This window comes from Arthrobacter ginkgonis, assembly GCF_039540195.1.
GTDB classification, from domain to species: domain Bacteria; phylum Actinomycetota; class Actinomycetes; order Actinomycetales; family Micrococcaceae; genus Zafaria; species Zafaria ginkgonis.
This window is the reverse complement of record NZ_BAABEO010000008.1, coordinates 377,108-390,715: the sequence shown is the minus strand read 5'-3', so window position 1 is coordinate 390,715 and position 13,608 is coordinate 377,108. Positions and strand designations below refer to the sequence as shown.

Below are 13,608 nucleotides of genomic sequence, written 5' to 3'. Positions count from 1 at the left end.
GCAGTAATCACTTCCACGGACCGGAATCCCTTCCCTCATGGCTGCGCTAGGTGGGCGCAGGCCGGGAACCTTCCAAGGGTAGAACGGGAGTCAGCGCCAAGGCCGCCGGCAGCCTTTGTCGACCGGCGGGAGTTTCACCTTGGCTTTGATTGGCGCCGAGGGGTGCGCGGAGTTCCCGACCCGTATGGGACGGTCGTGGAACGGTCCCGCGCAGTCGATATCCTGACCATATGATCCCCGCCTACACCGGCTCGCAGGTGCGCGCCGCAGAACAGCCCCTCCTCGACGCCGGCCGCGGCCCCGCTCTTATGGGGCAGGCCGCCTTTGGATTGGCTCACCACACGATGGACCTCCTGCGCACTGAACGGGGACGGGTGTATGGGAGCTCAGCCGCCGCGCTGGTGGGGACCGGCAATAACGGAGGGGACGCCCTCTTCGCGCTGGCCCTCATGGCCAAGCGTGGGGTGGCCTGCACCGCGATCCTGACGGGAGAGAAGGCTCATCCCGGTGGGCTCGCGGCATTGCGCAAGGCTGGCGGAAAACTGGTCCGCACCGACCATCCCGTGGGTTCCCGTCCGCGCAGCAGGGTCAATCGCTGGCGCGAAGCCAACCAGGTAATCGCCGGCGCCGACGTGCTCATCGATGCGGTGGTGGGCACCGGGGCCCGCGGCGCCGTGGAGTTGCCGAGAGTTTCGCCAGGAACGCTGGTGGTGGCCTGCGATCTTCCCTCCGGCGTCGACGCCGATACCGGCGAGGCACACGGCGGCGTCTTGCCGGCAGACCTGACTGTTACCTTCGGCGCCCTCAAGGTGGGCTTGGCTGTGGGGGAGGGGCGACTGCTGGCCGGGCGCGTTGAGGTCGTGGACATTGGCCTCGGTCCGCATCTGGGCAAGCCCGAACTGCGTCTGCTCGAGCCCAAGGACGCCGTCCGCACGCTACCGCGGCCCGCGCAGTCGGTGCACAAGTACAGCCGCGGTGTCCTGGGCGTGGTGGCAGGTTCGGCCCAGTACCCCGGGGCGGCGCTGCTCACGGCCACTGCGGCCGTGAACACCGGTCTAGGGATGCTGCGCACCGTTTCCGCCCCGGAGGTCGGACCCCTGCTGGCCCAACGCGTACCCGAAGCCGTTCCCGCTCAAGACACGACGGCACACGTCCAGGCTTGGGCCGTGGGGCCCGGCATAGGCGAGGATCCGCTACAGGCGAAGAACACCGCGGAGGCCATCGGCACCGGCCAGCCGTGCGTCGTAGACGCCAGTGCATTGCGGACCTTCCAGCCCGAACAGGGCCACGGGCGACTGGTCCTCACCCCCCACGCCGGGGAACTCGAGGACCTACTCAACCGGGCTGGGCTGCGCGTGGACCGGACCGCGATCGAGCGGGACCCGCTGCGCTGGGCACGGTGGGCTGCGGTCGGCTACTCATCGGTGGTATTGCTGAAGGGGCCCACCACGGTGTGCGTCTCCCCGGACGGCTATGCGATCGTGGTCAGTGCCGGCGGTCCCGAACTGGCTACGGCTGGCAGCGGGGACGTCTTGACCGGGATCATCGGCGCCTTGCTGGCTGTGCAGCCGGTCCAACTCGCGCCGCATGACTTGGTCCGCCTGGCGGCGACCGCGGCAATGATCCACGGAACCGCGGGCAGGCTTGCCGGCCCCGGCCCGTTCGGTGCCTCCGGATTGGCCGAGGCCGTGCCGGAGGCGCTGGCCTTGGTGCGGCAGGGGCAGCCAACTGGATCTGGCGGCAGCACCAGCCCAAAGCTCACGGGACCCTAGTAGGCCCCGTCCTTCGCAACCACGGCCTTGGCCGTGCGGAGAAGGATCAGCAAGTCCTGCATCAGCGACCAGTTCTCCACGTAGTACAGGTCCAGTCGGACGCTTTCCTCCCAGGACAGGTCGGAGCGACCGCTCACCTGCCACAGCCCAGTGATGCCGGGCTTGACCATGAGTCGGCGGTGCACGTACTTCTCATAAGTGTCCACCTCCGCCGGAAGCGGCGGGCGCGGCCCCACCATGCTCATCTCGCCGACCAATACGTTCCACAGCTGTGGCAATTCATCAATGCTGTAGCGGCGGATGAAGGCCCCGAGTCGGGTGATGCGAGGATCCTCACGCATCTTGAACAGCACACCGTTACCCTCGTCCGCCTGCCGCAGCGCAGCCAGCCGGGCCTCTGCGTCCACCACCATGGAGCGGAACTTGTGCATGCGGAACGCTGCCCCGTCCTTACCGATCCGCTCTTGGTGGAAGAATGTCGGACCGGAACTGTCCAGCCTGACGGCAACGGCCACCACCAGAAGCAGCGGGGACAGTATCAGCAGCACCAGCCCGGCGCCCAGGATGTCGAAGCTCCTCTTCACCACCGCGCGGGGACCCTCGAGCTTCGGGGTGGAGACGTGAATCAGCGGAAGCCCCGCCACCGGCTGGGTGTGGATACGTGGTCCGGCGATGTCGGTTAGCGCGGGGGCCATGATCATGCTGATCCCCCGTTCCTGAAGTTCCCACCCGAGGCGGCGGATGGTGCGCGGTTTCAGCGCGGATCCGGCGGAAATGGCGATCGCGTCCGCCTGATGCTCCTCAATGGCCTGTAGCAAATCCTGCGTCTCGCTACCCGTGCCGGCTACCGGAAGAGGGAGCTCGTTGCCGGTAGGGGAGAAGGCTTCATAGCCCGGTAGTACTGCAGCGACGGGGATATAGCCGGCGGCTGGGGTGGCCGTGAGGTGGCGGTGCAGGTGCTCCACGGCTGATGGCCCGCCTACCAGCAGTAGCCGGCGGATGAGCAGACCGTTCTCCCGCTGGTGGATCAGCCAGCGCCGGATCAGCCAGCGGCTGAAGAGCAGAAGCACGACACCGGCAGGCAGTGCGGCGCCCACGTAGCCGCGGGCGGTGGGGAGCTCCAGCGCGTAGGAGACGATCGCGATGAGGCCGAAGAGATACAGCGACGCGACGGCAACCCGCTTGTACTCCTCGGGGCCGGCCCCGAAGACCTTGGGGTCACGGCTGCCCCAGGCTTCGAGCATGATCCACCAGGAAAAAATAATCAGCGCCGTTACTAACCAATAGTTCAGTCTTGCCGATCCATTAAGAGTGACGGAGGTATCGGTGCCAAAACGTAGGATCTGGGCGAGTGCCATGGACACGGCGATGACACCTGCGTCGATGAGGCGCAGGGCGCGCGGAAGACTTTGTTGCCATGGCTGTGGCGTTGCCTGCCTGGTCCAGGCGGCTGGTTCCAAGGTCTGCAAGGTGCTTCATTCCCCCAAAGAAAATACTCTGCCCGGTGCGGGGCGGTCCGTAGGACTAGCCGTTGATCGGCGGCCGCGTCAGTCCCGAATGCTGGTGGTCCAGGTGTTTGTGCCCGAGTGCGGTGATGTCCCACCCGGCGTCCTGCCATACGCCCATAGCCAACACGTTGCGTCCGTCGATGAAGCGCTTCCCTCGGACCATCCCGTCAAGGTCTGTCGGCGACAGGCTCTTGAACTCGGCCCATTCGGTAAGCAGAATCACCAGGTCCGCGTCGTGGGCGGCGTTGGCAATGGAACCGACGTAGTTCAGCCGCGGGAACCGCTGAGCGGCGTTGGCATTAGCCTGCGGGTCGTATACGTTCACGTCCGCACCGGCGTTGAACAGCCGGGCCGCCACATCCAGGGCGGGGGAGTCGCGGACGTCGTCGCTGTCCGGCTTGAAGGCGACACCGAGTACGGCGATCTTCTTCCCCGCCAGTTCGCCGAGCATGTCCTCGGCGAGGAAGACCACGCGGTCGCGGCGGCGCAGGTTGATCTCGTCCACCTCGGAAAGGAACCGCATGGTGCGCTCCAGCCCGAGTTCACTGACGCGGGCCTGCAAGGCACGGATGTCCTTGGGCAGGCAGCCTCCGCCGAAACCGACGCCGGCGTTCAGGAACCGGCGCCCGATCCGGGTGTCGTGGCCGATAGCATCCGCCAGCGTGCCGATGTCCCCGCCGACGGCCTCGGTGACCTCGGAGAAGGCGTTGATGAAGGAGATCTTGGTGGCTAGGAACGCGTTGGCGGCGACCTTGACTAGCTCGGCGGTCTCGAAGTCGGTGCTGATGAACGGGGTGTTGGCCGCCAGCGCGGTGGCGTAGACCTCGCGCAGGACTGCCTCGGCCTCCGCGTTCTCGACACCGACCACCAGACGGTCCGGGGTCAGCGTGTCCAGTACCGCGAAGCCCTCGCGCAGGAACTCGGGGTTCCATGCGAAGCCGACGTCGACGCCATCGTTCTTGTTTTTGATGACCAACTGCTGCAGCCGGCGCGCAGTGCCCACCGGCACCGTGGACTTGCCGACGATCAGCGCGTCCTTGGTGATGTTCCGGGCCAGCGAAAGGGTCGCAGCATCCACGTATGTGAGGTCCGCCGCATTGTCCCCCGCTTTCTGGGGGGTGCCGACGCCGATGAAGTGCACGTCGGCCCACGCACCCACCTCTTCATAGGAGGTGGTGAACCGCAGCCGGCCGGAAGCGATGTGCTTGAGCAGCAGCTCCGGAAGGCCAGGTTCGTGGAACGGGAGTTCGCCGCGGGAGAGGCTGTCGATCTTGGCCTGGTCGACGTCCAGCCCCAGTACCTCGAAGCCCAATTCGGCCATGCAGGCCGCGTGGGTGGCGCCGAGGTAGCCGGTTCCGATGACGGAAATGCGCAATGACACGTTGCTTCCCCTATCAGATGGTAGTGCGAACTGTGTCGGGCGAGACCTAATCTTCCCGTCCCTACGGTTAGGTTATCCGCTGGTGCGGATGCGGGCGGCCAGCGGAAGCCGCAAGCCACCCGCGTGTTACGCGCGGAAGGAGTCCCGGTGCTCCCGGAACCAGGCCACGGTCCCTGCTATGCCATCACGCAAACCGATCTGGGCCTTCCAGCCAGCTTCGGTGAGTTTGTTGACATCCATCAACTTACGCGGAGTACCGTCCGGCTTGGAAGCATCCCACTCGATGGTGCCGGTATAGCCGACTGCCGCCGCCACGATCTCGGCGACTTCCCGAATAGTCACGTCAGTGCCGACGCCCACGTTGACCTGTTCCGGACCGTCGTAGTTCTCCAGCAGGAACAGGCACGCGGCAGCCATGTCGTCGACGTGGAGGAACTCGCGCAGCGGAGATCCGGTGCCCCAGTTCACCACGGTGTTGACGCCATCCCGGACGGCCTCGTCGTAGCGGCGGATCAGGGCCGGCAACACGTGGGAGCCGGCGGGGGAGAAGTTATCGCCTGGGCCATACAGGTTGGTCGGCATGGCGGAGATCCACGCTTTGCCATGTTGGCGGCGGACGGCCTGGACCTGAAGGATGCCGGCGATCTTGGCGATTGCGTAGGCGTCGTTGGTGGGCTCCAGATGCCCAGTGAGCAGGTACTCCTCCTTCAGCGGCTGAGGGGCCAGCTTCGGATAGATGCAGGAGGAACCGAGGAAGAGCAGGCGCTCGACCTCATGTTCCAGCGCTGCGTCCATGGTGTTGAGCTGGATCTGCAGGTTCTCGCTGAGGAAGTCCACCGGGTAGGTGTTGTTGGCCAGGATGCCGCCGACCTTGGCCGCGGCCAACACTACATACCGTGGCTTCTCCTGGGAGAAGAACTCGAAGACCGCACCACGGTCCTTCAGGTCCAGCTCGGCGGAGGTGCGGCCGATGATGTTGGTGAAGCCTTCGGCCTCCAGCTTGCGCCAGATCGCGGACCCGACCAATCCGCGGTGGCCTGCGACATAGACCTTGGCGTTGCGGTCCAGCGGGCGGGCGGTGAACTCGACGTTCTCCACCGTTTAGGCCCCCGTAACCAAAAGGTCGCTGTTCCAGCTCTTCAGGTCGACGGTGTCGATCCAGTGCGTGCCAGCGTTCTTGAGGGCTTCAATGTCGGCGTCGACCATGATGCGGGCGAGTTCCGGGGTCTTGACCGTGGGCTCCCAGCCGAGCTTGTCCTTGGCCTTGGAGTAGTCGCCGATCAGAGCATCGACCTCGGTGGGGCGCAGGTAACGCTCATCGAAGCGGACGTAGTCTTCCCAGTTCAGGCCGACGTGCTCGAAGGAGTACTGCAGGAAGTCCTTGACCGTGTAGCCCGCATTGGTGGCCAGCACGAAGTCCTCGGGCTCATCGACCTGGAGCATGCGCCACATGCCTTCGACGTATTCGGCGGCGTATCCCCAGTCGCGCACGGCGTCCAGGTTGCCCATGTAGAGCTCGTGCTGCTTGCCTGCCTTGATGGCGGCGACGGCACGGGTGATCTTGCGGGTCACGAACGTTTCGCCGCGGCGCGGGGACTCGTGGTTGAACAGGATGCCGTTGACGGCGAACATCCCGTACGCCTCGCGGTAGTTCTTGGTGACCCAGTAGCTGTAGACCTTGGCTGCGCCATAAGGGGAGCGCGGGTAGAACGGGGTTTCCTCGTCCTGCGGCGGCGGAGTGGCGCCAAACATCTCGGAGGACGACGCCTGGTAGAAGCGGGCGTTCACGTTAGCCATGCGCATGGCCTCCAGCAGCCGGATGCTGCCCATGCCTGTGGTGTTGCCGGTGTGTTCCGGCTCGTCGAAAGAGACCCGGACGTGGGACTGGGCGGCGAGGTTGTAGATCTCATCCGGGTTGATCTGGGCCAGCAGCGTCACCAAACGGGCGCCGTCGGAGAGGTCGCCGTAGTGGAGGAAGAGCTTCGCGCCCTCCTGGTGCGGGTCCACGTACATGTGGTCGATGCGGGCGGTGTTGAACGTCGATGCGCGGCGGATCAGGCCATGGACCTCGTAGCCCTTGCCGAGCAGCAGCTCAGCCAAGTAGGAGCCGTCTTGGCCCGTGATCCCCGTAATGAGCGCTTTCTTGGCCAAGTTTTCCCCCTGTGTAAATGATTTTAACAACATCTGTCGTGGACACCCCTAGAGGCTATTAATTCCTACCTAGCGGTGGTAATCAAGTTTGCCAGCCAATCTTGGTACGCGGCGACGGCCCGTGACTCGTCAAGTACGGACTGTACGTATGGAACGCCGGCGGCCCCGCAAGAAGCGGCCAATTTGGTGTCGGCTACCAGTTCCTCGACTGCTTCGAGTAAAGACTGGGGCCGGCCAGAGTTGATTTGGATACCCGCACCTGAGGCACGGATTTCGTCGGCCGTCGCACTATCCGGTTCCGTAGCGGCCACGATGGGCCGTCCTGTGGCGAAGTATGACGTCAGCTTGCTGGGGACGGACATTTCCTTGACCCCGGGCATCTCGTTCACGATCAGTACGTCCGCTGCCTGAAGGGCCTGCGTGAAGAGCTCATCCGGAAGAGGGTCCATAAAAGTGATGTTTTTCACTCCCTGGGCGTACTTCTCCAGCGACTGGCGCTGGTTGCCGTGGCCGAGGAGCACGAATCTCACGGAAGATCCTTGCAGGTCCGCGAGTCGGGCGGCATCGACGACATTCTCCAGATTTTGCTTGATGCCCATATTGCCAGCGTGCAGGGCGACAATGTCCTCTGGTGCCCAGCCGAAGCGAGTACGAGCCATTGCGCGGTCTACGTTCTCGGGAACGGAAATGTGTGTCCAGTTCCGGATGACGCGGACGCGGTCGTGTGGGACACCGAGTTCATCGACGATGTACGTCCGAAAGCGTTCATGGATGACGGCCACCCCAGAGGCCGACCGGAGAATTCGGCCCTCCACCCGTTTCATGATCTTGGCCGCCAATGAGGACGAGCCTTGGGTTTCCTCCAAGCCACGGCTGTAGATGTCTTGGACCCAGACACCAACGGGGATCCTAGTCAAGCGGGCCTTAAGGACTGCTAGGCCAGAAGCGAAAAGCGCAGGTGAAACCGTGAGAACGACGTCGGCTTTCCGCCAGCTGGCGAGGATGGAGCGCAGCCCGTAGGAGAGTTCCATATGCATACGTGAAAGGGTTCGGGGCTCGGCCGGCACAGCGTGCCTGAGTCGTTTCACCGGGATGCCGTTGATCCGCTGGTCCATCGTCATCCCGTGGTAGCCGTCCGAAATGCTCCACTCAGGGTAATGCGGATACCCGGTGAGAACTTGGACATCGCGGCCCCTCCGCTGCAGCCCCTCCGCCAACTTGGTGGAATACGGAGCATTGCCTGTGGGCTCCGGGGCGTAGTTGAGGCTGACAATCAATGCCGCGAAGTCTCGGGTAGTCACGTATGCCAGAATAGGCGAGCGGATATACAAATTAAGAAATCGTGCGTGTGGCGGGGGCGAAATGAACGAAATTACGAACAGTGACGTAAACGAGATTCCTGTTATCGACCTCTCCAGGGCGCCGGGGGAACGCGCGGCTTGGGGACGTCCCGCTCTAGTTGTGTACCTATGGGGCCTCGTTGAGTTGTTCTTCGTGACGAATCCGCTTCAGATTAGTTCCAATCTCCGCATTCGGGTCCTGCGCTTGTTTGGAGCAAAGATCGGTGAGGGCGTGATTTTCCGTCCTCGCACCCGGGTCAAGTTCCCTTGGAAATTGGAGATCGGCGCCGGAAGCTGGATCGGCGAAGGTGTGTGGATTCACAACCAAGACACGGTGATCATCGGACGGGACGTTGTCCTCTCCCAGGAAACATTCGTAACCACTGGCAGCCACGCACATCGGAACGATATGGCTTTGCTCACTTCGCCCGTAGAAATAAAGGACGGAGCCTGGCTTACCTCGCGTGTCATGCTTACGGGCGGCTGCACCGTCGGCACCTCCGCGCTTGTCAAGCCCATGACAGTCGTCTCCTGTGATGTGCCGGCGAACACCGTGTTTGGCGGCTGTCCCCCATCTGTTCTCGGACACCGGTTTCCGGAGGACAAAGACCAGGCCTCCCACGGATCGGCTACCGAATGAAAATCCTCCACATTGCGACTCTGATAACACCTGATGGTGCATATGGCGGACCCGTCCGGGTGGCGACCAATCTGGTTAAGGAAATCCACAGTTCGGGCCACGACGCCGAGTTCATCGCCGCCGGCAGTGGGTTCGATGACGGCTTTCCGACCGTCTTTGACGGCGTGTCAGTTACATTGTTCAATGCACACCGGACAATTCCAGGCATCGGGTTTGCTGGAATTTCCGCACCTCGAATGATCAAGTGGCTTCATGAGAATGCGCGTCGGTTTGATGTCGTTCATATCCATGCCGCTCGTGACCTTGTGACGCTGCCGGCAGGCATCGTCGTCGCCTTGAGGGGAGTGCCGTTTGTCCTCCAGACCCACGGCATGATCGACCCATCCCCACGTCTTTCAGCAAATGTCCTGGATCGCCTGGCGACCAAACGTCTGCTACGACGAGCCGGAGCTGTCTTCTACCTGACAGAAACAGAGCGCGCGGGACTCTTGGAAGTAGGGGCGAAGCACGAATCCCTTGAGTTCCTGCCGAACGGAGTCCCCGACAATGGCCCCGGCATCAGCGCTGATTCACCATCGTTGCGGGTCCTCTATCTGGCTAGGCTTCAGGCTCGAAAGCGGCCCGAACTGTTCGTGGAGATGGCGGCGGCATTGCACGCCAAGTATCCGCAGCATGTTTTTGAGCTCGTAGGACCCGATGAGGGTGCTGGCGCGGCGGTGGAATCTGCCATCGCCCGCCATAACGCAGGGGCCTACGTGAAGTGGCTAGGACCCATTTCACCTGAACAAACCTTGAGCGTGATGCGGGGCAAGGACCTCTTTGTCTTGCCGTCGATCAATGAGCCGTTTCCCATGGCAGTACTAGAAGCGATGTCCGTGGGTTGCCCGGTCGTCGTATCCAGTTCGTGTGGGTTGGCACCGTACGTCGAGCAGTATGGTGCCGGAGAGGTCTTCGACGAATCCCTGGATGACCTCATTCAAGTTGTTGACGGGCTGTTGGGCGACGAGTTCAAGAGATCGACCATGGCAAAAGCAGCGACGATTGCAGTGAGCCAGCGCTTCAACATGGGTTCCGTCGTGGCCCAACTGAACAGAACCTACGAAAAGGTTGGCAGCGCGTGACGTGGCTTTGCATATCAAGTAGTGGGCTCTGGGCCCTTAGACCCGCCGCTACTGCGGTCGACTGGCAGATCGCGCTTCGATGAAAATCTACTTTGCAGTCATGGCCCACAACGACGAAGAGATGTTCAGCCGACTGGTCGATTCACTGGCTCCGCATCCGGTCATTGCCCATATTGATGCCAAGCGAGAGGTCCGAGGATTCCGAGCAGGTCTGACATCGTTCAGGTCCGCCTCGGTTCACTTCGTTAATGACCGTTGCCCCGTCCACTGGGGCGGATTTTCTGTTGTGGAAGCCATGATGAAGTGTGTCGACGCTCTTCCCAGTGAGGCGAATGAAGGCGATTACGTCGTTTTCCTTTCGGGCAACTGCTACCCCCTCCGACCCCTCCCGGAATTCGTGGAGGCCATTTCTGCTTCGGATGGAGGGGTCTTTTGTCGTGCCTACGATTTGCGTTCATCAGATCAACGTTGGGACATGAAGCGAGTTACGCGCCGACATTGGTTTGACCTTCGCGGGACTTTGCAGGGTTTTATACCGCCGCTGGCGGCGCGAATTCTTCGTAAATTTATGGCGGCAGTATCTAGGAGTCAAAAAATCCCTGACACTCTCCAACCTGTCGCGGGGTCACAATGGATGGCTCTCCCGGTTGCATGCGCTCGTGAAGCCGTTGCCGCCATCAGGACTTCGGAATTTCGTTTTCTCCGCAACTCGTATGCGCCCGATGAAATGGCTTTTCAGACTTTCGTACATAACTCGCGGTGGAGCTCAAAGACTATAGCAGGTGGCCTCGAATCCACTCAGAACGGCAAGGTCTCTGGTTTGCAGAATTTTCACTACTTGCGGGATGACATGAACGGCTATGTGTCTTCTAGCGATGTGACCAGTGGAATTGAGGCCAACGATTTTTTCATCCGAAAAATCAGGTCGAGTCAACAAGAAATCCTTGGGCAGATAGATGCCAGGATAACGCAGGGGTCAAGCTCATGAAGATGTTACATAATCTAAGATATCGCTTTTGCATCAGGGGGATTTGATGGCATTCAAGGATCTTGCAGAAATCCAGCAGGAAACGCTACGCGCCCTAGGTAACCACTTGGGTGGAGCGAAGCAGGTAGCGCTCCTTGATTTTCCGAGACATTTTAATTCTGGTGACTCGCTGATTTGGCTCGGAACCAAAAACTATCTAAGCCGTCTCGGCGTAGAAGTTTCTTATGAAGCTTCGCTACACTATTTCAATCCACGAGAGCTTCGGCGAGTCTACCCCGAAGGGCCGATTCTTATCCATGGCGGTGGAAATTTCGGAGATAGATGGCCGGATCACCAAGCCTTCCGCGAAAAAGTTATTGAAAGCTTCCCGGATCGACAGATCATTCAACTGCCTCAAACCATGGACTTTGACCACGTTTCAGGTCGAGATCGTGCGGCCCAGGTTCTGGCCAATCACGGTAACGTTGTACTTCTTTTGCGAGAGCGAGCTGCAGTTGATGAAGCTCGGGAGGCATTTCCCGGGACGACTGTCGATTTCTGCCCCGACCTAGCGCTCGGATTGGGGTACCAGGAAGCTTTGGGGCAAACGACCAATCCTGTAGTCCAGCTTTTGCGTTTGGACAGGGAGTCAACCGCGGCTTCCGAATCCGGAATCCCCCCGGAGGGCGTAGCTACCTATGATTGGCACTGGGAAACTCGCCTTCCCCCTCGAGTGCTCTGGCGGTTGCAGCGTTTGCCTGAAGATATATCGCGACTGTGCCCTTTACTTGGCGGATTGTTCCTGAGGTTGAAGATTCGAGGGTTCGAATCCATGGCGAAGACGAATCTTGAGTCAGCTATCAGGAATCTGAGTCGAGGAGAGTCGGTGGTGACGGATCGGCTTCATGCAATGGTGCTCGGAGTACTGCTGGGGAAGCAAGTCGTCGCAGTAGATAACGTCAATCACAAAATCTCGCGAATCTACTCGGATTATGTCTCTGCGCTGGGAAACGTGAGCATGGCTGGTTCTGTGCGCGAGGCCCAGCGATTCTTCAGCCATCAAGATTAGCAAAGTTCTTGATTCTGCACTGATGAGTGGGCGCCATTTCCGATAGTTGTACTCGCCAGTGCGGGATAGGGAGAGTTGGAAGTCCGCTTCCCTGGAATTGCCTCAAGTGACGGTGGCGTGAGAGAGGAAAGATCCTGAAACGATCTCTTGGGGCAGTTTGTCTGTACGCTGCTGGTGTTTTGGTCTATGGCGTGCTGGCCCTTGTGTCCATACCTGTGCTCATGGGAGCGGTCGGCGCAGCGGCGTGGGGACATATCGTACTTTGCCAGACCGTCGGCGTCTGGGCGTCGATTGTGATCTCCTTCGGCTGGGACCTTACGGGGCCTGCTGAGGTTTCTCAGGCGCACCCCGGAACCCTTGCGGCTCGGGTGGCGAGATCCTTGTATGTTCGGTTCGCGCTTCTTTGTTTTGCCGTCCTTGTTTTTATGGTCGTACTGTGGATTATTGGAGCGGGCCGGGACGCGTTAGTCTTCGGTCTCGCGTTCCTGTCGACTGCTGTTCTGGGGATGCGTTGCAATTGGGTATTTGTCGGGTTGTCGAGACCCGGAATGATGCAGTTGCTTGAGACGCTGCCGAGGACTATGCCCACCTTAGTGGGGATTATCTTGACGGCTCACCTCAAGCAACCGGAATGGATCCTCATCGGTTCGACTGTTGGGCTATTTCTGGCCATCGGTGTAACGCAGGTCTGGGTAAGTCGGGATTCTGATGGCAGTAGCGTTAAATCCATAGGCGGCATTAGGTCGGTCATTCGAAAGAATATCCACGGATTGGGAAATAGCGTGATCGGCGTTACCTACGCAACGGCTGCCATTCCGATTGTGGCTATAGTCGCGCCCCAATCCCTTCCACTGTTTGCTTTGGTAGACAAAACGCTGAAGCAGGCAAATACTGCATTCTCACCACTATTTGATTTTTTCAGATCAAAAGCCGTGTCTAATGGGCGTCCATCCGCTCGGTCATCGCTGAGGGTGGTTAATCAAAGCTGTGTCATTGCACTTGCCTGCGCATTGATTTTCTTGGCTTTTTCTGAACCTTTCTTCAAATGGATCTCCTTGGGTATGTTAGAAGTTCCCTTTGTGGTGGCGCTGGGGCTTGCTGTTCTCTTCGTCTTGGGGATTCAAACTACGATGCTGGTTCAATGCGGCCTGGCACCTTTGGGGATCTTGGGGCAGTCCACCCGCATTTCAGGGATTATTTCGTTCCTTGGCCTCGGAGCATGCGCCGTGCTTGCGTGGCAGTTTGGTGCTCTCGGAGGCATCTGTGGTCTAGCTCTGGGATATGCAGTTCGCAGCGCGACGGCTCGCTGGCAGATTGGCCAGACGCGGCGACGTGCTCGACATGCTGGTCCAAGTCCTCGTGCTCGGGGTCGCCTGCGGCGAGTAGATTGTGGGGCCGGTCCTACGTTGGACAGGAAAAGCGAGACAGAGTTTTCCGTACCCGCGGACGGTAAGGGCGTACCGATCGCTGCTGCCGAGCCTTTGAGCGATTTTGACCGGATACTGGGGCAGCAAATTTCCGCTCCTGACCGATGACGCCTCTCATGGGCATGGGCCGGTGTTCTCTACCCCTATTCCCAGCAAGGCCCTAAGCTGAAGCCGATTCGGCAGTGCCCGCCCGCGCACCGGGCGAGTTCGCGCATGGGGGACAGAGGGGAAA

At 60.8% G+C, this 13,608-nt stretch carries 11 protein-coding genes; 6 read left to right on the top strand and 5 right to left on the bottom strand.

Going from position 1 to position 13,608, the window contains the following annotated elements; genetic code table 11:
* Positions 1-230: 230 nt before the first annotated feature.
* Positions 231-1,772, top strand: a complete 1,542-nt coding sequence (locus ABD912_RS04275) for an NAD(P)H-hydrate dehydratase (protein WP_345148725.1) — start codon at positions 231-233, stop codon at positions 1,770-1,772.
* On the opposite strand, the gene ABD912_RS04270 is transcribed toward ABD912_RS04275, so the two are convergent.
* The 5 genes from ABD912_RS04270 to ABD912_RS04250 all read right to left on the bottom strand — a co-directional run bounded on the left by ABD912_RS04270 (position 1,769) and on the right by ABD912_RS04250 (position 8,113).
* Positions 1,769-3,241: a sugar transferase gene (locus tag ABD912_RS04270; protein WP_345148723.1), complete on the bottom strand. Its 1,473-nt coding sequence runs from the start codon at positions 3,239-3,241 to the stop codon at positions 1,769-1,771. The two genes, ABD912_RS04275 and ABD912_RS04270, sit on opposite strands and share 4 nt — an antisense overlap.
* A 55-nt stretch (positions 3,242-3,296) precedes the next feature.
* Entirely contained in the window at positions 3,297-4,655 is a 1,359-nt protein-coding gene (locus ABD912_RS04265) for a UDP-glucose dehydrogenase family protein (protein WP_345149407.1), read from the bottom strand.
* 132 nt (positions 4,656-4,787) lie between these two features.
* A complete protein-coding gene (locus tag ABD912_RS04260) occupies positions 4,788-5,759 on the bottom strand; it encodes a GDP-L-fucose synthase family protein (protein ID WP_345148722.1) in 972 nt (323 codons plus the stop codon).
* A gap of 3 nt (positions 5,760-5,762) precedes the next feature.
* The gene (gene gmd, locus ABD912_RS04255; RefSeq protein ID WP_345148721.1) at positions 5,763-6,812 is read right to left on the bottom strand and encodes a GDP-mannose 4,6-dehydratase; all 1,050 of its coding nucleotides are present in this window, start codon (positions 6,810-6,812) and stop codon (positions 5,763-5,765) included.
* A gap of 65 nt (positions 6,813-6,877) precedes the next feature.
* On the bottom strand, positions 6,878-8,113 hold the full coding sequence (locus tag ABD912_RS04250; RefSeq protein WP_345148720.1) for a glycosyltransferase family 4 protein: 1,236 nt from the start codon (positions 8,111-8,113) through the stop codon (positions 6,878-6,880).
* A gap of 61 nt (positions 8,114-8,174) precedes the next feature.
* On the opposite strand from ABD912_RS04250, the gene ABD912_RS04245 reads away from it, so the two are divergent.
* From ABD912_RS04245 to ABD912_RS04225, 5 genes are all read left to right on the top strand, one after another.
* Complete coding sequence (locus ABD912_RS04245; protein ID WP_345148719.1) at positions 8,175-8,792, top strand: LbetaH domain-containing protein; 618 nt, start codon at positions 8,175-8,177, stop codon at positions 8,790-8,792.
* Complete coding sequence (locus ABD912_RS04240; RefSeq protein WP_345148718.1) at positions 8,789-9,913, top strand: glycosyltransferase; 1,125 nt, start codon at positions 8,789-8,791, stop codon at positions 9,911-9,913. Before ABD912_RS04245 ends, ABD912_RS04240 begins: the two co-directional genes overlap by 4 nt.
* A gap of 79 nt (positions 9,914-9,992) precedes the next feature.
* Complete coding sequence (locus ABD912_RS04235) at positions 9,993-10,901, top strand: beta-1,6-N-acetylglucosaminyltransferase (RefSeq protein WP_345148716.1); 909 nt, start codon at positions 9,993-9,995, stop codon at positions 10,899-10,901.
* 46 nt (positions 10,902-10,947) lie between these two features.
* A complete protein-coding gene (locus tag ABD912_RS04230) occupies positions 10,948-11,949 on the top strand; it encodes a polysaccharide pyruvyl transferase family protein (protein WP_345148714.1) in 1,002 nt (333 codons plus the stop codon).
* Between the two features lie 179 nt (positions 11,950-12,128).
* Positions 12,129-13,484, top strand: coding sequence for a lipopolysaccharide biosynthesis protein (locus ABD912_RS04225; protein ID WP_345148712.1), 1,356 nt, complete (start codon positions 12,129-12,131; stop codon positions 13,482-13,484).
* Positions 13,485-13,608: the final 124 nt, after the last annotated feature.